Here is a 21,300-nt window from a genome sequence, read left to right on the forward strand (position 1 = left end):
TCCTTGCCTAATCCTAAAGCTCGCTTAAACTTAGTCGAAAATTGATAGTACCATGTGAAAGCATTCTCAAGTATATTGAAAGTTCATCAAGACCAACAAAGGATTAATATGAGCGCAATTAGCAGTATGATTTTTCTTCTTATTGGTGTCGCTATTGGCTTCTTCCTTAGTCGTATGACTGCAAAACCTGCAATCAACGATGCCAGCATGAAGCAAGAACTAGAACAAAATAAAGCAGAGCTAGAAAGTTATAAAGAGCAAGTACAGGCGCATTTTGCTAAAAGTGCTCAGTTACTTGAAGACATGGCTAAGCAATATCAAGGCATCTATGAACACATGGCCAGTCAGTCTAAATCGCTGATTAGCGATGAAGTTGCCCAGCCTCAATTGTTTGCCGATTACCAGCAAAAACTAGAGCAAGAAGAGCAAGCTGACTCTTCAGACGCCCAACCTAAAGATTATTCCAACGAACCGTCGGGTTTGTTTACTGAAGCTCAACGTAAAGCGAGCTAAATCCACTGAACTTTTTAAACTAAGCAGGGTCTTTAAGATCCTGCTTTTCTATCAGCGTTGTTTATTAAGGATATTGGAATGAGTATTTCCACAAACAAATTTATCATGCTGTTGCTATCAATCACCTTAGGCCTCAGCACTTTTCAAGCACAGGCGGTACTGCCTGTAGCCGTAGGTGGAAATCAACTACCTAGTCTCGCGCCAATCCTCGAACAAGCCACTCCTGCGGTGGTCAATATTTCTGTTGCAGGAACCAAGGTTTCTCAACAGCAACTTCCCGAGTTATTTAAATATTTCTTTGGCCAAGAAGGTCAGCCCAACAAAGATACTCAAGAGCGCCCATTTCAAGGTCTCGGCTCGGGAGTCGTGGTTGATGCAGAGAAAGGGTATGTGATTACCAATTTCCATGTGATTAACGACGCAGATGAAATTGTAGTAACCCTAAAAGATGGCAGAACCTATGATGCCGAGGTACTTGGCAGCGATCGTCAGACAGATATTGCCTTGCTAAAAATTGAGGCCGATAAGCTGGTCGACATTACGCTCGCCGATTCCGATGAATTACGCGTAGGTGATTTTACCATTGCCATTGGCAATCCCTTCGGCTTAGGCCAAACCGTCACTTCCGGCATTGTCAGCGCCCTCGGCCGCAGTGGTTTAAATATTGAAAATTTAGAAAACTTCATTCAAACCGACGCCGCCATCAACAGTGGTAACTCTGGTGGTGCGTTAATTAATCTAAATGGTGAACTAATCGGTATCAATACCGCGATTATCGCCCCCACAGGTGGCAATATCGGTATTGGCTTTGCCATTCCTAGCAACATGGTAAGAAACCTAGCTGAGCAAATTATTGAATACGGTGAAGTACGCCGTGGCATTTTGGGTGTGACCGGCGGCGAGTTAAATAGCGAACTAGCCAAAGCCTTTGGCGCAGACTCACAACACGGCGCCTTCGTTAATCAAGTGATGCCTGACTCAGCAGCGGATAAAGCGGGAATTAAACCCGGTGACATCATCATTGCGGTGAACGGTAAACCAGTGAAGAGTTTTGCCGAACTAAGGGCCAAAATCGGCACTATGGGCGCGGGTAAAACCATCAATATTGGAGCCATCCGTGATGGTAAATCCATTACCTTTAAAGTCACCCTACAACAAGCCGATGCGCAAATGGTGAATGCCAAAGTGATGCATCCCGCCTTAGAAGGTGCCAGTTTAAGCTCTACCGAGAAAGACGCGGAAATATCAGGAGTGAGAGTGAATAAGGTTCAACGCAACTCACCGGCCTTTGCTAACGGCCTAGAGGAAGGTGACATTATCATCGGCATCAACAAAACTCGCATTAACAACATCGCCGACTTGCGAGAAATTTTAGAGAATAACCCACGAGTACTGGCACTAAATATTCAGCGTGGTGAACAAAACCTCTACCGCATCATTCAATAGATTAAGATGATTAACAATAAAGGCGACCAATTAGTCGCCTTTTCTTTTGTCCTTAGAAGCAGCGTGCTATCCTGAAGCTCTAGCTGGAGAGGAAAAATTGTTAGCTATAATCAAGTATTTACTCAAGCCTGCCATCTTTGGTTTGGCGATGGCAATTGGTATTCTATTTGCGTTTCCCGAATTTCGGGAGAATAGTAAGCAGCTCTTAGACGACTATACCAATACGCCCTTAGTCAGTTATTCTCAAGCCGCACGCCGCGCCGCACCTGCCGTGGTAAACATTTATACGCGAAGCTTTTTACAGTCCTACGTCAATGTTGATACTCAGATAGAGTCACAGGGCTTAGGTTCTGGGGTAATAATGTCAAAGCAAGGGTTTGTATTAACTAACCTGCATGTTATTGCCAATTCCGACCAAATCGTGATCGCCCTGCAAGATGGCAGGATCTTCAACGCCGAGTTAGTGGGCGGTGATATCATCACCGATTTGGCAGTACTGAAAATTGATGGCTCTCCTGACTTGCCCATTATTCCGCAAAATGACCAGCTGAGTACTCAAGTAGGTGATGTAGTGCTCGCCATCGGCAACCCCTACAATGTAGGCCAAACCATTACTCAAGGCATTATCAGCGCAGCGGGTCGCAATGGCATGAGCTCTACTGGCCGCCAAGACTTCCTGCAAACCGATGCTGCCATTAACCGGGGGAATTCCGGAGGGGCTTTAATCAATACCCGCGGCGAACTGGTGGGCATCAATACCTCGGCTTACCATTTAAATGATATTACCGATACCTACGGTATTAGCTTTGCTATTCCCTATGTATTAGCCAAGAAGATCATGTTGGGCTTAATTAAAGATGGCACCATCATTCGTGGTTATTTAGGCTTAGATGGGCAAAAAATTACTCCGCTACTGGCAGCGCGTTTAAAACTAAACGAAACCCAAGGGGTGATAGTAAGTGGCTTAGACCCCGAAGGCCCTGCCGAAAAGGCGGGTATTAAAACCAACGATATTCTAGTCAATATCGCAGGCACCGATATAAGCTCAATCAAACAAGCAATGGATATTGTTGCCGAAACCCGCCCCGGTAGCGAAATTCTAGTTCGTTTATACAGAAACGGGGAACTGCTTGAGCTCCCCGTTACTATTACTGAATTGAAACTACCTCGCCGAATTACGAACGATCGTTAAAGCGAGTAATTTTTGCCCCTAGTTGAGCAAATTTAGTTTCGATATTCTGATAACCACGGTCGATATGGTAGATCCGGTCGACCACGGTTTCGCCCTCTGCCACTAACGCAGCTAGTACCAAACTCGCCGAAGCACGCAAGTCAGTTGCCATAACCTGTGCTCCACTTAGATGCTCAGCATGCTTACAAATGGCGGTATTTCCCTCGAGTTCGATTTCTGCGCCCATCCGAATAAGTTCAGGTACGTGCATAAAGCGATTCTCAAAAATCGTCTCGGTAACATGGCCAGTGCCGCAGGCTACGATGTTTAACACCGTAAACTGGGCTTGCATGTCGGTAGGAAAGGCTGGGTGAGGCGCGGTCTTCACGTTCACCGCTTTAAGCTCACAGCCCTGCATATCTAGCTCTATCCAATCTTCACCCGTAGTAATATTGGCACCAGCTTCTTCAAGCTTGGCCAATACCGACTCCATCAATTTGGCATCGGTGTGAGTGCAGCGTACACGACCGCCGGTAACCGCCGCGCCCACTAAGTAAGTGCCGGTTTCAATTCGGTCTGGAAGCACGCTGTATTCTCCGCTATGCAGGCGCTCTACACCTTTAATTACAATGGTATCACTGCCAGCGCCTTGAATGTCAGCCCCTAAGCAGTTGAGGAAGTTAGCTAAATCAACCACTTCAGGCTCACGAGCGGCGTTTTCAATAATGGTTTCGCCTTCGGCAAGCGCCGCCGCCATCATCAAGTTTTCGGTGCCGGTGACACTGACCATGTCCATGAAGATCCGCGCGCCTTTCAAACGGCCATCCACACGTGCTTTTACATAACCATCTTCCACACTCATCTTGGCTTGCATTAATTCCAAACCATGAATGTGTAGATTTACAGGACGGGCGCCAATCGCACACCCACCTGGCAAAGATACGTCAGCCTCGCCATAACGCGCCACCAAAGGCCCTAAAGCCATGATAGAAGCACGCATGGTTTTAACCAGCTCATAAGGTGCTACGAAGTCGTTTGCCTTACCCGCTTTAATGATCACCGTTTCGCCTTGCACTTCAAGCTCACGCCCGAGGTGCTCCAGCATCTTACAGGTAGTACCAATATCTTTTAATTGAGGGACATTATGTAAAGTAACTTGCTCTTCACATAACAAGGTGGCAAACAGGATCGGCAAAGCCGCATTTTTGGCGCCAGAAATGACAACTTCGCCTTCAAGGCGACAGCCACCTTTAATTCTAAACTTATCCACTAAAACTCCTAAGGATTATAATTGGCCAAACTTTTGTTGCTTTTGCCATTCATCAGGAGTGAACGCCTTAATTCCCAAGGCGTGGATTTCGTTACTCGCAATGTATTCTTTCAGTGGTGCATAAACCGCTTGTTGTTTTTTAACGCGCGATAAATCCGTAAACATTGCACCAACAGCAACAACTTGAAAATGATTACCTTCCCCTGTTACTTGCACATGATCTAATTCAAGCGCCTGCGATAAAATTTGTTCAATTTGTTCTGGTTGCATTACTCTGCTCCGCAAAAATGCTTTAATCGTGATATTGCAACAGCGTTTCTAACTCGTAGAGTTTAAACAGCTGCTTCGCTTGTTCTGGGCAATGCTTAACGAGCAAGCGATTGCTGGGTTCCGGTTTTAAGGCGGTGATAATAGCGGCTATTCCAGCAGAGTCAATGCGCTTAAGTTGAGAGAGCTCAAGTTGTTTGAGTTTACAAGTACTTAATGCTGGCCAGTGACGAACCACTTGTTCACTGGCCCACTCACCGCTCAAATACAAGCAATCTTGGGTAATATTTAGTTCATTATTCATGCTTTACTCTTGCGTAGCGAGGTTCTTGTCACGCAGTATTTGGATTACCCCATCGATACCATTAGCGCGAATAAGGCTATCCATCTCTGACTGCTTGGTTGACAACAAGCTCACCCCTTCGGCGATCAAGTCATAGGCTAACCAATGTTCGGCACTATTGGCGTCTTTATTCTTTAACTTGCGAAACTTAAATTCCAAATTAATCGGCGGACGTTCACCGTCGATAAACTGGGCGCGAACACCTAACTTAGTTTGCTCACCCACCGCTCTTTCCGGCTCAATCACTACCTGCTGTTGTTTATACTGACCAAGTGCTTGGGTATAGGTACTCACCAAGTATTCTTGAAAAGCTTCGGCAAAGTCCTCGCGTTGTTGCTTGGAGGTTTTTTTAATATGTTTACCCAGCACCACAAAGGCCGCATAACGATAATCAATATGTGGCATGAGTTGCTGGCGCACGATCGCTTCCAACTGCTGTTGAGCATCGTCGGCTTCTCGGTCAATTTTGGCCAAGCGGCTAAAAGTTTGCTCAGCCACATAACTCATCAAACGATAGGGATTGCCATCCACCTCTTCAGCCTGAGCAGAAAAACCCAATAACAGAGTCAGTGACAATATCAAACTACGTACCCACATAATTATTTCTCCGTCATTGAAAACAAGAATTGGCCAATCAGCTCTTCTAAAACTAAAGCTGATTTGGTGTCTTCGATAATGTCGCCATCGTTTAGGTTTTCAATATCATCTAATACAAAACCGGGGCTTAAACCGATGTATTGCTCACCCAGCAAACCAGCAGTAAGAATAGATAGAGAACTGGTTTCAGGATAATAACCATATTGGCGATACATGCTTAAAGTCACCTTTGGCATGTAGTCGTCCATATCTAAGTTAATCGCTTCGACTCGGCCAACAACTACACCGCCCACTTTCACTGGCGAGCGCACCTTTAGGCCACCAATGTTATCAAACTTGGCATACAGGGTGTAAGTATCGGTATTGCTCCCCAATTGGCTATCAGCTATTTTCAGCGCCAATACCAGTAAGGCCGCTAATCCTAGCAAAACAAAGGCACCAACCGACAACTCTAGTTTATTTACTTTCATGTTAATCCCTATTACTAACTGCCAAACATCAGCGCAGTTAAAACAAAATCCAATGCCAATACTAATAACGAAGCATGAACCACACTACGCGTGGTAGCCTGGCTGATACCTTGCGCACTAGGTAGTGCATCATAACCGTTAAACAAGGCAACCCAAACCACAGCAATGGCAAACACCGCGCTTTTAATTAAGCCGTTACCAATATCTTGGCCAAATTCAATTGAGGCAGCAGTAATTGACCAAAAGCTGCCATCGTCAACGCCCAACCATTGCACGCCAACTAAATAGCCACCCCAAATGCCCACTAGGTTGAACATTAAAGACAACAGAGGCATAGCGATAAAACCGGCCCAAAAACGAGGAGCAATCACCCGTTTTAGCGGGTCTACAGCCATCATCTCCATACTCGAAAGCTGTTCAGTGGTTTTCATTAAACCTATCTCAGCAGTGAGTGCCGAACCGGCTCGTCCAGCAAATAACAAGGCCGTCACAACCGGACCTAATTCGCGTAATAAAGATAAGGCCACCATTGGCCCAAGGCTAGTCTCGGCGCCAAAGTCCACCAAAATGTTATAGCCTTGTAAGGCCAACACCATACCAATAAACAAGCCGGAGACTAGAATAATTGGTAGCGATTGCACCCCTACCACATAAATTTGTTTAACGCTGTCTTTGATTAGTTGAGCTCTGGGCATCGCGACTAAAGCATGCCAAAGCATCAAGCTGGCTCGCCCTAAAGCACTAATTTTAAACAAGGTTTGGCGACCTAATGTCGCTATAGCTGCTAACATAAACTGGCCTTCAAAGCTTGTGCGTAATCTTCCGCGGGGTAATGAAACGCCACCGGACCATCGGCTTGTCCTTGTAAAAACTGAGTTAAACGCGGGTTAGGGTTAGCTGCAATTTCTGCCACGCTACCTTCCGCTAACACTGAGTGGCCATCAATCACAAACACGTAGTCGGCGATGCTGAGCACCTCATTCACATCATGCGAAACAATCACCGAAGTGAGTTGCAGGCTTTGACTTAAGCTTTGAATCAATTTGATCAAGACTCCCATGGATATGGGATCTTGGCCAACAAAAGGCTCGTCGTAGAGAATAATCTCTGGCTCTAAAGCTATCGCCCTAGCGAGCGCAACCCGGCGGGCCATACCACCAGATAAATCACTGGGCATTAACTGGGCCGCTCCGCGCAAGCCCACAGTTTGCAGCTTCATCAATACCAAGTTGTGTAATACCGCTTCAGGTAGCTTGGTATGCTCGCGCAAAGGAAAAGCGACATTCTCAAAAACAGTTAAGTCGCTAAATAGCGCTCCACTTTGAAACAGCATGCCAATCCGCTTACGTAGTTGAAACAAGTCTCCACGGCTCAGTTGATGAACATTTTGCCCTTCAATCAACACTTCTCCAGCACTCGGCTGAAGTTGTCCGCCAATTAACTTAAGTAGGGTGGTTTTACCAATACCGCTGGGGCCCATGATGGCAGTAATTTTACCCCGTTGAATACTTAAGTTTAAGTTTTCAAAGATAACTTTATCGCCGCGCTGGAACGCCAATTGTTTTACTTCAATCAAATTATTTGCCACTCCATGAGCAATCTTCATTGGCCAAGCAAAACATATTATTGAGATAATTGGTGACACTCAAGGCTAAACTCTTCCCTTTTGTTGGGAAAATGCCGACAATGCACCGTTTTTCAGCAATGTTATTTAAAATTTAAAGTAAAGGACGCTCATGTTAGTTGAATGTTTGTTATTGGTATTAGGCTTAGCGCTATTGGTTTGGAGTGCCGATCGCTTTGTTTTTGGCGCAGCCGCCATTGCCAATAATTTTGGGCTGCCACCGATGATTATCGGTCTCACCATTGTCGCCCTCGGCTCTTCCGCACCAGAAATCATGGTTTCGGCCACCGCCAGCTTAGAAGGCAAAATGAATACCGCGGTGGGCAATGTTATCGGCTCGAATATCACCAACATTACTTTAGTACTGGGCTTAACCGCATTACTTAAACCTTTAATGGTTTCTTCTACCACCTTATTTCGCGAGTTACCGATGGTAGTAGGTGCCACAGCCTTCGCCGGTTGGATATTACACGACCAACAACTGGGTTATACCGAAGGGCTTCTGTTATTAGCCTTATTCTTTGGCTTAATGGCTTATCTTATTTTTAACTCCATAAAACATCGCTCAGACAGCAATAAAGACCCTATGATTGATGAGGCCGAAGCGGAAATTCCTCATGACGTTACCACCCCTAAAGCGCTATTTTGGCTATTGGTCGGTATGATACTGCTTCCGCTCAGCGCAGACATTTTGGTAGGCTCAGCTTCTGAGATTGCCCGCTACTTTGGAATGAGTGACCTTGTTATCGGTTTAACCATCATTGCCATCGGTACTAGCTTGCCTGAATTGGCCGCCTGCATCGCCGGGGTAGTCAAAAAAGAAGACGATTTGGTACTAGGTAACATCATCGGTTCCAACTTGTTCAACATCCTTGCTGTATTAGCAGTGCCGGCTTTATTAGCACCGGGTGAAATTGATGCCTTTGCTGCCGGGCGCGACTTTTATGTCATGATGGGTGTAACAGTAGCCTTATTTATCATGGCCATGGGTTTTGGCAAAACACGTAAAATAAGTCGTTGGGAAGGCGGGCTGTTATTCAGCGCCTTCATCGGCTATCAAATACTATTAATGGTATCGTAACGATACTCTTTGAGAGAAATTAACCACTAAGGGGAAGTGTGTGTCACACGATCACATCAGTGTAGCCAAACAAGTCCTTGAAATAGAAAGACTGGCAATAGACAACCTAGATCAATACATTGATCAGCAATTTGCTGATGCTTGCGAAATGATCTTAGCCTGTAAGGGCAAGGTGATTCTTACTGGCATGGGTAAATCAGGTCACATCGCCAATAAAATCGCAGCGACTCTGGCCTCTACCGGCACGCCCGCCTTTTTTGTTCATCCAGGTGAAGCTTGCCACGGTGATTTAGGCATGATTGCCGCAGAAGATATTGTGTTAGCTCTGTCTAACTCTGGCGAATCAGAAGAAATCTTATCGCTATATCCGGTATTTAACCGCATTGGCGTACGTTCTATCGCCATGACCAGCAACCCCAAATCGTCAATGGCGCGATTAGCCAACTATCACCTGTGTATAGCCGTTCCTCGTGAAGCTTGTCCGCTAGGCTTAGCGCCAACCGCCAGTTCCACCGCGACACTGGTGATGGGTGACGCCTTAGCGGTCGCCTTATTGGAAGCCCGTGGCTTTACCGCCGATGACTTTGCCCTGTCTCATCCCGGAGGCACGTTGGGTAAAAAACTGTTGCTTAGTGTCACTGACCTAATGCTAAGTGGGGAACAAATTCCTTTAGTCACAGTCGAACAAACTATTCGAGAAGCACTTTTCGAGATCACCGCCAAAGGTTTAGGCATGGTGGGCATCGTCGATGAGCAACAACACATGGTGGGGATTTTTACCGATGGCGATTTACGCCGCATCCTTGACCAACGCGTCGACATCCATGAAACGCCAATCGCTCAGGTGATGACTAAAAATCCGAAAACTATTGAGGCTTCTTGGCTGGCCTTCGATGCCTTAAAGCTGATGAAGTCCAAATCCATTAACGGCCTGTTTGTGCTTGAAGACAAACGTGTCGTGGGAGCATTCAACATGCATACTTTGCTGCAAGCCGGAGTGTACTAGTGACTATTAGCACGCCCTATGGGGCGGTTAGCCAACAAAATTTTAATGCCGCCGCCGCCATTAAGCTGCTGATTTGCGATGTAGATGGGGTGTTTTCCGATGGCCGAATTTACATGGGTAACGACGGAGAAGAACTCAAAGCCTTTCATACCCTAGACGGTTTTGGCATTAAAGCGCTCATCAATAGTGGTGTTGAAGTGGCGGTCATCACTGGACGCAAATCTAAGATTGTTGAGCAACGCATGCAAGCCTTGGGCATTAGTCTGCTTTACCAAGGCCAACAAGACAAATTAGCGGCCTATAACGAGTTACTGCAACAACTAAAACTTGAAGCTAAACAAGTTGCCTACATCGGTGATGACTTAGTCGACACCCCCGTAATGCAGACTTGCGGCTTGGGGGTGGCGGTACAAACAGCCCATCCCCTATGCAAGCAGGCGGCCGACCTTGTGACAAAAACCGCTGGCGGTTATGGTGCAGTACGCGAACTGTGTGACCTTATTTTGCAAGCTCAAGGTAAGCTCGAGCAAGCTCAAGGGATGAGCATATGAACCGCCCTACTTGGTTTTTTGCCGGTTTATTTGTTATTGCTTTAATCCTGTGGCAACTCAGCCCTGGCGATCAACAACAACAACTAGGTACTAGAGAAGCCAGTAAACCCAACTTCATTGCCGAGCAGCTTTACAGCGTGAGTTTTGCCGAAGACGGCCAACCACGCTATCGGATCTATGCCGAACAAATGGCGTATTTTGAGCAACTAAAAAACACCGAATTTACTAAACCTAAGATTCTGGTGTATCCCGCTCCTCACCAACCTGTATGGCAAATTGATGCCGATCAGGCTACAGTACAGCAGCAGCAATTAGTCACCCTAAATGACAATGTAGTAATTAAAAACTTAAGTCGCGGCGAATACATACGCGATTTAATTACCGAAAAATTGGATATCGACCTGCAATCAGAAACCATGAGCAGCGATCAACCGGTCACCGTATATGGTCCGTCTTACGAACTGTATGGGGTAGGTATGAACGGCGATTTAGCCAACGAAATAGTGACGTTATTAAATGATATTGAAGCGGTTTACCATAACCCACAGCAGTAAGTTAGCGCTCAGTGCCAGCTTACTTATATTCTCTTGGGCAACATCGGCATTAGAAGACGATTTTAATCAGCAAATTATCGTTGATGCAGACCGCCAAGAAGTCAACATTAAAGAAAACCGGGTTACCTTTTATACCAACGTAGTTGTCACCCAAGGTTCAATCAAAATGCGCGCCGACGAGCTGAGCGTAATCGGTAGTGAAGAGAAAGGCAGCGAAGTGATGATCGCCAAAGGGCAGCCCGCTACCTTCTACCAAATGCTCGACAGCGGTAAGCCGATTGAAGCCGAAGCCAACGAGGTTCGTTACGACCTTAAAACGCAAACCTTAACACTGAGCAACAACGCTCAACTCAAACAAGAAGAGAGCTTAGTTAAAGGCAGCATGATCAAATACAGCATCGATAAACAAGAAATGGTGGCACAGGGTGATGAAAACAGTCGCGTCACCACCATTTTCTTACCGCAACAACTCAACGAAATTGCGCCACAGGAACAACAGTAACGATGAGTACATTGATTGCTGAAAACCTAGCCAAAAGCTACAAGGGTCGCAAGGTAGTAAAAGACGTAAGTCTCAACGTTGAAACCGGTAAAATTGTTGGTTTGCTCGGCCCCAATGGTGCAGGTAAGACCACTACCTTTTACATGGTCGTGGGCTTGGTTCCCCGAGATCATGGCCGGATTTTAATCGATGATGATGACTTATCCAGCACCGCCATGCACAGCCGTGCCCGAAAAGGGATTGGCTACCTGCCTCAAGAAGCCTCCATATTTAGACGTTTGTCTGTGGAAAAAAATATACTCGCGGTCTTAGAAACTCGTAAAGATCTCGATAAACAACAACAGCAAGTGGCCTTGGACGACCTGTTAGAGGAATTCCATATTGGTCACATTCGAAAAAATCTTGGCATGAGCCTGTCTGGTGGGGAACGCCGCCGGGTTGAAATTGCTCGTGCTCTAGCCGCCGCTCCAAAGTTTATTTTGCTTGACGAACCCTTTGCTGGCGTGGATCCTATTTCTGTTATCGATATAAAAAAGATTATTGAACACCTGCGTGATCGTGGTCTTGGAGTATTGATCACCGATCACAATGTGAGAGAAACTCTCGATGTTTGTGAACATGCCTATATCGTTAGCCAAGGCGAATTGATAGCCTCGGGGAAACCTGAAGAAATACTTGAAAATGAACACGTGAAACGAGTTTATCTCGGTGAACAATTCAAGCTATAGTTAAAGTGCAAGTAAAAAAACACAATACAATAAGAAGAAGGAACAGCGGCAGTTAATGAAAGCATCTTTGCAGTTGCGTCTTGGTCAGCAATTGACCATGACCCCTCAGTTACAACAGGCGATTCGCTTACTCCAGCTTTCAACACTGGATTTGCAGCAAGAAATTCAGGAGGCGCTGGAAAGCAACCCCCTGCTCGAAGCGGATGAGTCACACGCCAGTGACAACGATGCTAATGAAGCTCAATCCCTTAATGACAAAACTAATGATAACAGTGTAAACAACGAAGTGGATAATAGCCAGTTAGAAGCAGGCGATGCGATTAACCAAGACACTGTTTCTGATGACTTACCCGTTGATTCCACATGGGACGATATTTACAGTGCCAGTTCAGGGCCATCCAGCTCAGGCAGTAGCGGTGTGAGTGAAGACAGCGATATGCTGTTTCAAGGTGAAACCGTAGAATCCTTGCAAGACCACTTAATATGGCAGATGCAACTCACCCCATTTAGTGAGGTTGACCAAGCGATTGCGCTAGCCATTATTGATGCGATTGATGAATCCGGCTACCTAACCCAAGATTGTGAACAATTGTTGGAAGGCTTACGTGCCAGTGAAACTAACGATTTAGACGTCGAGCTTGATGAAATTGAAGCGGTATTAAAACGTGTTCAACACTTCGACCCTGTAGGCATTGGCGCTCGCTCTCTTCAAGAGTGCTTAATGATTCAATTAGGCCGCTTTGCCGAAGATACCCCTTGGCTAAAAGAAGCCAAAGACATCGTAACCAATCATATTGATGTCTTGGCTAATCGCGACTTTCGTTTATTGTCGCGTAAAACCAAATTGAAAGAAGATCAATTACGCGAAGTAATGCGTTTGATTCATACTCTAGAACCACGCCCAGGTAATGCGGTTGAACCCAACCAAGCACAATATGTGATTCCGGATGTATCAGTGATTAAGCGCCAAGGGCGATGGGTAGTTGAACTAAATCCTGATGCGATGCCTAAATTACGCGTCAATTCTCACTACGCCTCGCTCAGTAAAACCTCAACCAACGCCAACGATACTCAATTTATTCGCAGCCATTTGCAAGAAGCCAAATGGTTTATCAAAAGCATTGAGAGCCGTAACGAAACCTTATTAAAAGTATCCAACTGCATTGTTCATCACCAACAAGCCTTTTTTGAGTACGGCGAAGAAGCAATGAAACCAATGGTATTGAACGATGTCGCAGAAGCTGTAGAAATGCATGAATCTACGATTTCTCGGGTTACCACTCAGAAATTTATGCATACGCCTCGTGGTATTTTTGAATTGAAATACTTCTTTTCTAGCCACGTCACCACTGATGGCGGCGGCGAATGCTCTTCTACCGCAATTAGGGCACTAATTAAAAAACTGGTAGCTGCCGAAAACAGCAACAAACCGCTTAGCGACAGCAAAATTGCTGATATTTTGGCAGATCAGGGGATCAAGGTGGCAAGACGTACCATTGCTAAATACCGAGAGTCGTTAGCAATTCCACCTTCTAACCAACGAAAAAGCCTTATCTAAGGCCAATAACAGGGGACGAAATCTATGCAAATTAATCTTACCGGACACCACGTAGAAATAACTGAGTCTTTAAAAGAGTATGTCCACACTAAATTTGCCAAACTAACCCGACGATTCGAACAAATAAACAATGTTCATGTCATCTTAAATGTGGAGAAACTGAATCAGATTGCTGAAGCCACCCTGCATTTAAATGGTGGAGAAGTGTTTGCCACTTCAGAACACACCGACATGTACGCCGCCATTGATAGCCTGATCGACAAACTTGATCGCCAGGTTATCAAACACAAAGAAAAACTCACTAAACACTAGTCACCCTAATGCAACTAAATAAAGTACTAAATTTGAACTGCACGCAACGTGCAGTTCAATGTTCCTCAAAAAAACGCGCCCTTGAAATCATTAGCGAACTGGCAGCCAGTCAATTAGACATGACTGCTCAGAGTATTTTTGAGAGCTTGTTAAACAGAGAAAAAATGGGCAGCACCGGTATTGGCCAAGGTATTGCGATTCCCCATGGGCGAATTGCTAGTGAACACCAAGCCACTGCGGTTTTCTTACGCTGCGATCCTGCAATCAGCTTTGACTCCATCGATAATCAACCCGTCGATTTAATCTTCGCCTTATTGGTTCCCGAAGACCAGTGTCAGCAACACCTCAACACCCTGTCTCAAGTTGCTGAAAAACTTAACGATAAACAAATATGTAAACAACTTCGCTGCGCACAAAGTGATGACGAGCTATACAACATCATGGTAGCCTAATACTCTAAGCTTAATTAGGGGCCCTCATGGAACTGATCATCGTTAGTGGACGCTCCGGTTCAGGAAAAACTGTTGCCTTAAGAGTGTTAGAAGATCTCGGATATTATTGCGTCGACAACCTTCCAGTATTGTTGTGGCAGTCGTTGATCGACAATTTAAAACAAAAATATTCGAAGGTTGCTATTAGCATCGATATTCGCAACCTGCCTGACGAGCCCTCACCTATCGCTCAGGCGATCAAAAATGCTGGTCCCGACATTAACTTACTGAGTATCTTTTTAGATGCCAAAGATGAGGCTCTGATTCGTCGTTACAGCGAGACCCGACGAGTGCATCCTTTAAGCCAGAACGGCGTATCATTGGCAGAAGCCATTGAATCTGAAACCGCACTGCTTGAGCCCATCTCAAGCAATGCCGATTTACGAGTCGACACTTCGCGGCTATCAGTTCACGAGCTGAGTAGCCTTATCCGCTCGCGAGTTACCGGCGATAAACAGCAGCAGCTAATTATGGTATTTGAATCCTTTGGTTTCAAAAATGGAGTGCCTAGCGATGCTGATTACATGTTTGACGCGCGTTTTTTGCCTAACCCACATTGGCAAGAACAACTCCGTCCGCTCACCGGTTTAGATCAGGCGGTTAAAGACTATCTGGCGGCACAACCTTTGGTCAGTGAATATATTGAACAAATTAGTCAGTTGCTCGATGCTTGGTTGCCTCATTTAGAAGCTAATAATCGCGCCTATCTAACCGTTGCCATTGGTTGTACTGGCGGACAACATCGCAGTGTTTATGTGGCAGAAAAACTCGCCGAACACTTTAGCTCCAAAAGAAAAGTACAACGTCGTCATCGCACTTTGGAACATCGCCTTGAAGCTCACTAGACAAGTTACCGTAAAGAACAAATTGGGTTTACATGCGCGCCCTGCCACCAAATTGGTGGAGTTAGCCCAGCAGTTTAGCGCAGAATTAAGTATCATGGATGGGGATAAAGTCGCCTCGGCTGCCAGCGTATTGGGCTTGATGGTATTAGCCAGTGCTCAGGGTAGTACACTCACGCTGATTGCCGAAGGAGACGATGCTGAAGCCGCCTTAGATGCGGTGCAAGCCTTAGTTGAAGCCAACTTCGACGAAGAATAAACCAATTGCAATAAACCCAAGCTACACTTAGCAAGCAAAGCTTGCTACCGCATATATAGGGATTCGCTATGCTAGAAGAGATGGAGTTAAACCCTAACCAACATAAACGCCTACAGGAGCTTCAGCAAGCCCTAGACAGCGGTATGTTCGTGTATGTTAGGCGAATACTTCATCAAATGCCGGCCTGTGATGTTGCCCTCTTATTAGAATCTAGTCCCCCAGCGGGGCGTAAAGTACTCTGGCAACTCACCGATCCTGAACAACACGGTGAAATCCTCGAAGAGCTTAACGAAGACGTGATGGAAGGGGTATTGCAGCTAATGGCCCCAGAAAGCCTAGCCGCCGCCACCGAAAACATGGACACCGATGACATTGCCTACGTATTACGTAGCCTGCCAGACAGTGTTTATCGTGAAGTATTAGAAGCGATGGATAGCCAAGACCGCCATCGTGTAGAAGCCGCCTTAGCCTACCCCGAAGATACTGCCGGCAGTATCATGAATACCGACACCATCACCCTAAGGGCCGATGTAAGCATCGACGTGGTATTGCGTTATTTACGTTTACGAGGTGAACTACCTGAAGCCACCGATGCCTTATATGTGGTAGACGAAGACGACTTATTGCTAGGTGACATTCCGCTTTCCACTTTGCTTACTGTTAACCCCAACGTAACCGTTCGCGAAGTGATGGACAGTAGTGCTGAAAGCATTGACGTGGCCATGGCCGAAGATGATGTGGCTTCACTCTTTGAGCGCCACGACTGGATTTCTGCCCCAGTAGTTGACCAACAAGGTCGCTTATTAGGCCGAATCACCATTGATGACGTGGTTGATATTATTCGTGAACACGCAGAGCACAGCATGATGGGTATGGCTGGTATGGATGATGACGAAGATACCTTTGCGCCAGTCATTAAAAGTACTCAGCGGCGCACCTTCTGGCTAGGCATCAACCTCTGTGCAGCCCTCATCGCGGCCTCAATTAGCAATATGTTCGAATCCACCCTAGAGCAGTTAGCGACCTTAGCGATTTTAATGACCATTGTACCCAGCATGGGAGGCATAGCCGGCAACCAAACTCTTGCTTTGGTGATCCGCGGTTTAGCGGTGGGTCATATTGGCGAAGGCAACTCACGCTGGCTAATTGGTAAAGAAGCGGCCATTGGTATGTTAAACGGCATGATTTGGGCCAGCGTCATTGCTTTAGTGGTGACTTTTTGGAAAGGCGATTGGACACTCGGAGTGATAATTGCTGGAGCCATGTTTATCAACATGTCGCTGGCAGGTTTGGCCGGTGCCAGCATTCCCCTGCTAATGAAAAAGTTTAACATCGACCCGGCACTCGCTGGCGGGATGGCTCTCACCACCGTTACAGATGTAATGGGACTATTTTCGTTCTTGGGTATGGCAACACTGGTGCTCGCATAAACAAGCACCATTTTACTGCAGCAGCTTAACTGCCAGCAATTTTCATGGATGAAATCAGTACCGAGCCAGACTGAATCGTGCTTTCTTTGTCGTAATCATCGGCAATGGCCACAATATTGGCATAGATGTCTTGCAGAGTGCTGGCTACGGTAATCTCATGTACAGGGAAGGCTATTTCGCCGTTTTCCACCCAGTAGCCAGCGGCTCCCCGAGAATAATCACCAGTTACGGTATTCACCCCTTGACCCATCAGTTCAGTTACCAACAGCCCAGTGCCCATTTGTTTTAACAATTCTGCGCGGCTGATACCACTATGCTGTATTTGCCAATTATGAATGCCGCCGGCGTGACCGGTGCTTTGCATGCCTAACTTACGCGCCGAATAACTGGTTAGTAAATAAGTTTCTAATATTCCGTCAGCAATAATATGCTTGGCTTTAGGTGCCACGCCTTCGCTATCAAAGGGAGTACTCGACAAGCCTTTTTTAACGAATGGGTCTTCGTAAATCGATAACCAACTTGGAAAGACTTTCTTACCTAAGCCATCGAGTAAAAATGAAGAGCGTCGGTACAAGTTGCCACCGCTAATTGCGCCGACCAAATGGCCAAACAAGCCGCTGGCCACGTCTTGATCAAAAATCACTGGTACTTCACAGGTCGAGATTTTTCGGCTATTTAAACGCCCTAAAGTCTTGCTCGCTGCCTTAGATGCGATCTGCTCAATACTGTCTAAATCGGCAAAGTCTCGTGCCACGCTATAGGCGTAGTCACGCTGCATCTCTTTATCACCAGCGATCAGCATGCAACTAATACTATGGCGGCTAGTGGGATAACCCGCTAAAAAGCCATGACTATTGCCATACACTTTAACCCCATAATGGCTATTGATATTGGCCCCATCACTGGCTTTAATTAAGGGATTGCTTAAAGCCAAGTGCTCACAACGATTCGCCACATCAATAAAATAATCGGGCTCTAAAGGATGAGGATGAAACAACTCTAAGTCAGGAATATTTGTCGCCAACAAGTCTTGGTCTGCTATCCCTGCTGCCATGTCAGTAGAGGTATAGCGGCTAATATCATAAGCCGCCTTCACCGCATTTTTTATTGCCTCGGGACTTAAGTCAGAAGTTGAAGCACTGCCCTTACAGTTAGCCTTATACAAAGCGATACCCAAGGCCCCATCGTGATTAAACTCTAAGGTCTCAACTTGTTGCTCACGGGTCGCAACGCAAATACCGGTTTGTTTAGAAATAGACACTTCTGACTGATCGGCACCAAGCAATTTGGCTTGTTCCAATGCAAATTCTACCGCCTGTTTTAATTGGCTTAATTCCTGGCTAACTTGTTTTTCCGGGCTCATCATTGATCTTCATTTTGCTTCGTAGCCATAGCATAACAAAACTCATCGAGCGACTATATGCAAGAACTGGTAAGATAGTAAAAAAATTCTCTAGAGAGTAAAAAAATGAAGAACCCGCAGCCTTATGATGAGGACGATGATTGGATCAGTAAGTCGGAGATCAAGCGTGAAGCCGATCGTTTAAAAAAAATCGGTGCCGAGCTTGTTGCGCTAACCAACCCTCAGCTTGAAACCATTGAAATGAGTCCAACGCTACGCGAGGCGATAGCCCTAGCCAAACGCTTAAAAGATAAACGCGAAGCGGCACGACGCCACATGAATTACATTGGCAAAGTGATGCGAACTGAAAATGAAGAAGTCATCAATGCTGGCTTGGATAAGATCCGCAATAAACATATTTACCAAGCTCAAGCGCAGCTAGCGCTAGAGAAGCAACGCGAGCAATTAATTAACCAAGGTGATGAGGCCATCAATGCCTTAATAGAAGCCCATCCTCAGCTGGAACGACAAAAACTTAGACAACTGGTACGCCAAGCGAAAAAAGAGCAAGCTCAAGAGCAGATCGGCAAAGCGCATAAAGAGTTAATCAACTACCTAAAACAAGCGCAGTAAAAAAGGGGCCAAGGCCCCTTTTTTCATTTAGGCGGTACCGCCTACGGTTAATTGTTCCAATTTCAAGCTCGGTTGCCCCACCCCAACAGGAACACTTTGACCTTCCTTGCCACACACCCCAACACCTTGGTCTAGGGCAAGATCGTTGCCCACCATAGACACCTGTTGCATCGCCTCTGGGCCACTACCAATGAGAGTGGCGCCCTTGATCGGCGCTGTAATTTTACCGTCCTCAATCAAATAGGCCTCTGAGGCAGAAAAAACAAATTTGCCTGAAGTAATATCCACTTGACCACCACCAAAGTTAGGAGCATAAATGCCTTTTTTCACCGAGGCAATTAGCTCTTCAGGTTCGCTTTCACCGGCTAACATGTAGGTATTGGTCATGCGAGGTAATGGTAAATGCGCGTAAGACTCACGACGTCCATTACCGGTAGAATGGGTATTCATCAATTGGGCATTATGCTTATCTTGCATATACGCTTTCAGCACGCCATTTTCGATTAATACGTTGTATTGCCCGGGAGTGCCTTCATCATCGATATTCACCGACCCTCGGCGTTGCCCTAGAGTGCCATCGTCAACTACAGTACAAAGTTGAGAGGCTACTTGTTGGCCAATGCAGCCGCTAAAGGCAGAAGAGCCCTTACGGTTAAAGTCGCCTTCCAAGCCATGCCCAACCGCTTCATGTAATAATACCCCGGCCAGCCAGCCCCTAAGACTACAGGCATTAAGCCCGCCGGAGCATCAATGGCTTCAAGATTAACTAAAGCCTGGCGCACCGCTTCATCAACAAAGCCCATGGCGCGCTCTCGACCACTCACCTCTTCTAAGAAATAACTGTAGTTACGCCGTCCGCCACCGCCGGCAGAGCCGCGCTCTCGTCGCTGATTACGCTCAACCAATACGCTACAGTTAAAACGGATTAAGGGGCGAATATCAGCAGCCAAGGTGCCATCACTGGCAGCGACCAATACTTCTTCATACACCCCACTCAAACTCACGATCACTTGAGTTACAGCGGGGTCCAAACTACGAGCATACTTATCGGCACGCTCTAGTAAGGCTATTTTTTGCTGGTTAGATAGACTAACCAAGGGGTTGTCAGACTGATAAAACTGCTCGGCCGTGACTTTTTTGAAAGGCTTCACTAGGGCTCGCCCTGGATTAGGGCTAATTCCTCTGGCCGCTTGACAAGTGCGTAATAAAGCTTGGTTATCAATCACATCAGAGTATGCAAAACCGGTTTGTTCACCGCTAATGGCGCGAACCCCCAAACCCTGCTCGATGTTATAACTGCCTTCTTTAACTATGCCGTCTTCTAATACCCATGATTCATGGCGACTATGTTGAAAATACAGGTCCGCATAATCAATTTGCTGTTTCGCGACTTCGGTCAGCGCCATCTGCAATTCTGATTCACCAATGCCTCCTGGCAACAGCAATGACTGACTGACTTGTTCAAACGGCATAGTAATTATTCTCTCCACCCTAGTTGTAATTGTTGATGCAACGGCAGCGGCATGCTATCCCTAACTTGCTGTATTAACTGCGAATTAAACTCAGCTTTGGCCGCGCCTAAATTAGCGCCTTGTTCGTCTAAACAACGCCCCCATGGATCCACTATCATTGAATGGCCCCAGGTTTTACGTTGATTATCATGCGTTCCCGCCTGGTTAGCCGCCACAATGTAATATTGGTTCTCAATTGCTCTGGCTTGCAATAATGCCTGCCAATGGGCTTCACCAGTTAGTGCAGTAAACGCTGCAGGAAGCAATACAATATCACAGCCCTGTTGTCTCAGCAGCCCAAATAGGTAGGGGAAGCGTAAATCAAAACAAATGCTCATGCCGATACGCACATCCCCAGCATCAAAATACGCCAGCTTTTGCCCGGCGACAAAATAGTCTGACTCGCGGTAACTGCCCACATTGTCAGCCACATCAACATCAAACAGATGCAGCTTATGATAATGCTGAAGTAGCTCACCTTGCGGAGAAAATGCCAAGCTAGTGGTATAACAGCGAGTAACTTGCTCAGCCTGAATAGGCACGCTTCCTGCCACCAGATAAATGCCATAACGTTGCGCTTGCTCGGCTAACCAGGCCTGAATAGGCCCCTCACCCAAGGGTTCGGCAATGCTTAAGTAGGCCTGCTCGCCACCGCCGTATTGTGCAAAATTTTCCGGCAAAAGCACTAAATCACCGGCGCGAGGACAAGCCTCTTGCAAGAGTTGTTCGGCTTGCTCTAGGTTATCGGTTAGGGATGAACCGGAGCACATCTGCAAAGCGATTAGATTCATTGTTTGCT

General features: G+C 46.3%; 25 protein-coding genes and 1 pseudogene. 16 read left to right on the forward strand and 10 right to left on the reverse strand.

Features of this window, described 5'->3' with window-relative positions; translation table 11 throughout:
* Positions 1-108: 108 nt before the first annotated feature.
* The 3 genes from AR383_RS08945 (at position 109) to degS (ending at position 3,151) form a co-directional block, all read left to right on the forward strand.
* Positions 109-513 (forward strand): Z-ring associated ZapG family protein, encoded by a 405-nt coding sequence (locus tag AR383_RS08945; RefSeq protein ID WP_055732818.1) that lies wholly within the window; start codon positions 109-111, stop codon positions 511-513.
* Positions 514-591: 78 nt separating this feature from the next.
* Positions 592-1,959, forward strand: a complete 1,368-nt coding sequence (locus tag AR383_RS08950) for a Do family serine endopeptidase (RefSeq protein WP_055732819.1) — start codon at positions 592-594, stop codon at positions 1,957-1,959.
* 97 nt (positions 1,960-2,056) lie between these two features.
* A complete protein-coding gene (gene degS / locus AR383_RS08955) occupies positions 2,057-3,151 on the forward strand; it encodes an outer membrane-stress sensor serine endopeptidase DegS (protein WP_083481750.1) in 1,095 nt (364 codons plus the stop codon).
* Here degS and murA read toward each other — a convergent pair.
* Genes murA through AR383_RS08990 form a run of 7 tightly spaced genes read right to left on the reverse strand, consistent with a single transcriptional unit; the run spans position 3,135 to position 7,683 of the window.
* On the reverse strand, positions 3,135-4,400 hold the full coding sequence (murA, locus tag AR383_RS08960) for a UDP-N-acetylglucosamine 1-carboxyvinyltransferase (RefSeq protein WP_055732820.1): 1,266 nt from the start codon (positions 4,398-4,400) through the stop codon (positions 3,135-3,137). The genes degS and murA overlap by 17 nt on opposite strands.
* A 15-nt stretch (positions 4,401-4,415) precedes the next feature.
* Positions 4,416-4,670, reverse strand: coding sequence for a BolA family protein (locus AR383_RS08965; RefSeq protein ID WP_055732821.1), 255 nt, complete (start codon positions 4,668-4,670; stop codon positions 4,416-4,418).
* Positions 4,671-4,692: 22 nt separating this feature from the next.
* The gene (locus AR383_RS08970) at positions 4,693-4,971 is read right to left on the reverse strand and encodes an STAS domain-containing protein (RefSeq protein ID WP_055732822.1); all 279 of its coding nucleotides are present in this window, start codon (positions 4,969-4,971) and stop codon (positions 4,693-4,695) included.
* Between the two features lie 3 nt (positions 4,972-4,974).
* Entirely contained in the window at positions 4,975-5,607 is a 633-nt protein-coding gene (locus AR383_RS08975; RefSeq protein WP_055732823.1) for an MlaC/ttg2D family ABC transporter substrate-binding protein, read from the reverse strand.
* Between the two features lie 2 nt (positions 5,608-5,609).
* Positions 5,610-6,077 carry an outer membrane lipid asymmetry maintenance protein MlaD gene (gene mlaD / locus AR383_RS08980; RefSeq protein ID WP_055732824.1) on the reverse strand — a complete coding sequence of 156 codons (468 nt, stop codon included), beginning with the start codon at positions 6,075-6,077 and terminating at the stop codon, positions 5,610-5,612.
* A gap of 14 nt (positions 6,078-6,091) precedes the next feature.
* Positions 6,092-6,868, reverse strand: a complete 777-nt coding sequence (mlaE, locus tag AR383_RS08985; protein WP_055732825.1) for a lipid asymmetry maintenance ABC transporter permease subunit MlaE — start codon at positions 6,866-6,868, stop codon at positions 6,092-6,094.
* On the reverse strand, positions 6,862-7,683 hold the full coding sequence (locus tag AR383_RS08990; protein WP_157051685.1) for an ATP-binding cassette domain-containing protein: 822 nt from the start codon (positions 7,681-7,683) through the stop codon (positions 6,862-6,864). Before AR383_RS08990 ends, mlaE begins: the two co-directional genes overlap by 7 nt.
* A gap of 130 nt (positions 7,684-7,813) precedes the next feature.
* On the opposite strand from AR383_RS08990, the gene AR383_RS08995 reads away from it, so the two are divergent.
* From AR383_RS08995 to mgtE, 12 genes are all read left to right on the forward strand, one after another.
* Entirely contained in the window at positions 7,814-8,782 is a 969-nt protein-coding gene (locus tag AR383_RS08995) for a calcium/sodium antiporter (protein ID WP_055732826.1), read from the forward strand.
* Between the two features lie 40 nt (positions 8,783-8,822).
* The gene (locus AR383_RS09000; RefSeq protein ID WP_055732827.1) at positions 8,823-9,788 is read left to right on the forward strand and encodes a KpsF/GutQ family sugar-phosphate isomerase; all 966 of its coding nucleotides are present in this window, start codon (positions 8,823-8,825) and stop codon (positions 9,786-9,788) included.
* Complete coding sequence (gene kdsC / locus AR383_RS09005) at positions 9,788-10,339, forward strand: 3-deoxy-manno-octulosonate-8-phosphatase KdsC (protein WP_055732828.1); 552 nt, start codon at positions 9,788-9,790, stop codon at positions 10,337-10,339. The genes AR383_RS09000 and kdsC overlap by 1 nt, the downstream gene beginning before the upstream one ends.
* On the forward strand, positions 10,336-10,893 hold the full coding sequence (gene lptC / locus AR383_RS09010; RefSeq protein ID WP_055732829.1) for an LPS export ABC transporter periplasmic protein LptC: 558 nt from the start codon (positions 10,336-10,338) through the stop codon (positions 10,891-10,893). The genes kdsC and lptC overlap by 4 nt, the downstream gene beginning before the upstream one ends.
* Positions 10,856-11,395: a lipopolysaccharide transport periplasmic protein LptA gene (gene lptA, locus AR383_RS09015; RefSeq protein WP_055732830.1), complete on the forward strand. Its 540-nt coding sequence runs from the start codon at positions 10,856-10,858 to the stop codon at positions 11,393-11,395. Before lptC ends, lptA begins: the two co-directional genes overlap by 38 nt.
* Positions 11,396-11,397: 2 nt before the next feature.
* On the forward strand, positions 11,398-12,123 hold the full coding sequence (gene lptB / locus AR383_RS09020) for an LPS export ABC transporter ATP-binding protein (protein ID WP_055732831.1): 726 nt from the start codon (positions 11,398-11,400) through the stop codon (positions 12,121-12,123).
* 55 nt (positions 12,124-12,178) lie between these two features.
* Positions 12,179-13,681 carry an RNA polymerase factor sigma-54 gene (locus AR383_RS09025; RefSeq protein ID WP_055732832.1) on the forward strand — a complete coding sequence of 501 codons (1,503 nt, stop codon included), beginning with the start codon at positions 12,179-12,181 and terminating at the stop codon, positions 13,679-13,681.
* A gap of 24 nt (positions 13,682-13,705) precedes the next feature.
* Positions 13,706-13,993 carry a ribosome hibernation promoting factor gene (gene hpf, locus AR383_RS09030; protein WP_055732833.1) on the forward strand — a complete coding sequence of 96 codons (288 nt, stop codon included), beginning with the start codon at positions 13,706-13,708 and terminating at the stop codon, positions 13,991-13,993.
* Between the two features lie 8 nt (positions 13,994-14,001).
* Positions 14,002-14,445 carry a PTS IIA-like nitrogen regulatory protein PtsN gene (gene ptsN, locus AR383_RS09035; protein WP_055732834.1) on the forward strand — a complete coding sequence of 148 codons (444 nt, stop codon included), beginning with the start codon at positions 14,002-14,004 and terminating at the stop codon, positions 14,443-14,445.
* Positions 14,446-14,471: 26 nt separating this feature from the next.
* On the forward strand, positions 14,472-15,329 hold the full coding sequence (gene rapZ, locus AR383_RS09040) for an RNase adapter RapZ (RefSeq protein WP_055732835.1): 858 nt from the start codon (positions 14,472-14,474) through the stop codon (positions 15,327-15,329).
* Entirely contained in the window at positions 15,316-15,585 is a 270-nt protein-coding gene (locus AR383_RS09045) for an HPr family phosphocarrier protein (RefSeq protein WP_157051686.1), read from the forward strand. The genes rapZ and AR383_RS09045 overlap by 14 nt, the downstream gene beginning before the upstream one ends.
* 68 nt (positions 15,586-15,653) lie before the next feature.
* Positions 15,654-17,015, forward strand: a complete 1,362-nt coding sequence (gene mgtE / locus AR383_RS09050) for a magnesium transporter (protein WP_055732836.1) — start codon at positions 15,654-15,656, stop codon at positions 17,013-17,015.
* Positions 17,016-17,040: 25 nt separating this feature from the next.
* On the opposite strand, the gene pmbA is transcribed toward mgtE, so the two are convergent.
* Positions 17,041-18,381: a metalloprotease PmbA gene (pmbA, locus tag AR383_RS09055; protein WP_055732837.1), complete on the reverse strand. Its 1,341-nt coding sequence runs from the start codon at positions 18,379-18,381 to the stop codon at positions 17,041-17,043.
* 102 nt (positions 18,382-18,483) lie between these two features.
* Here pmbA and yjgA point away from each other — a divergent pair, with 102 nt between their 5' ends.
* Positions 18,484-18,990 carry a ribosome biogenesis factor YjgA gene (gene yjgA / locus AR383_RS09060; RefSeq protein ID WP_055732838.1) on the forward strand — a complete coding sequence of 169 codons (507 nt, stop codon included), beginning with the start codon at positions 18,484-18,486 and terminating at the stop codon, positions 18,988-18,990.
* A 27-nt stretch (positions 18,991-19,017) separates the two neighbouring features.
* Here yjgA and tldD read toward each other — a convergent pair.
* Positions 19,018-20,462: pseudogene (tldD, locus tag AR383_RS09065) on the reverse strand (metalloprotease TldD).
* Positions 20,463-20,467: 5 nt separating this feature from the next.
* Complete coding sequence (locus AR383_RS09070; protein WP_055732839.1) at positions 20,468-21,292, reverse strand: carbon-nitrogen hydrolase family protein; 825 nt, start codon at positions 21,290-21,292, stop codon at positions 20,468-20,470.
* Positions 21,293-21,300 lie beyond the last annotated feature (8 nt).

It is taken from the genome of Agarivorans gilvus (assembly GCF_001420915.1).
Taxonomy (GTDB): Bacteria; Pseudomonadota; Gammaproteobacteria; order Enterobacterales; family Celerinatantimonadaceae; genus Agarivorans; species Agarivorans gilvus.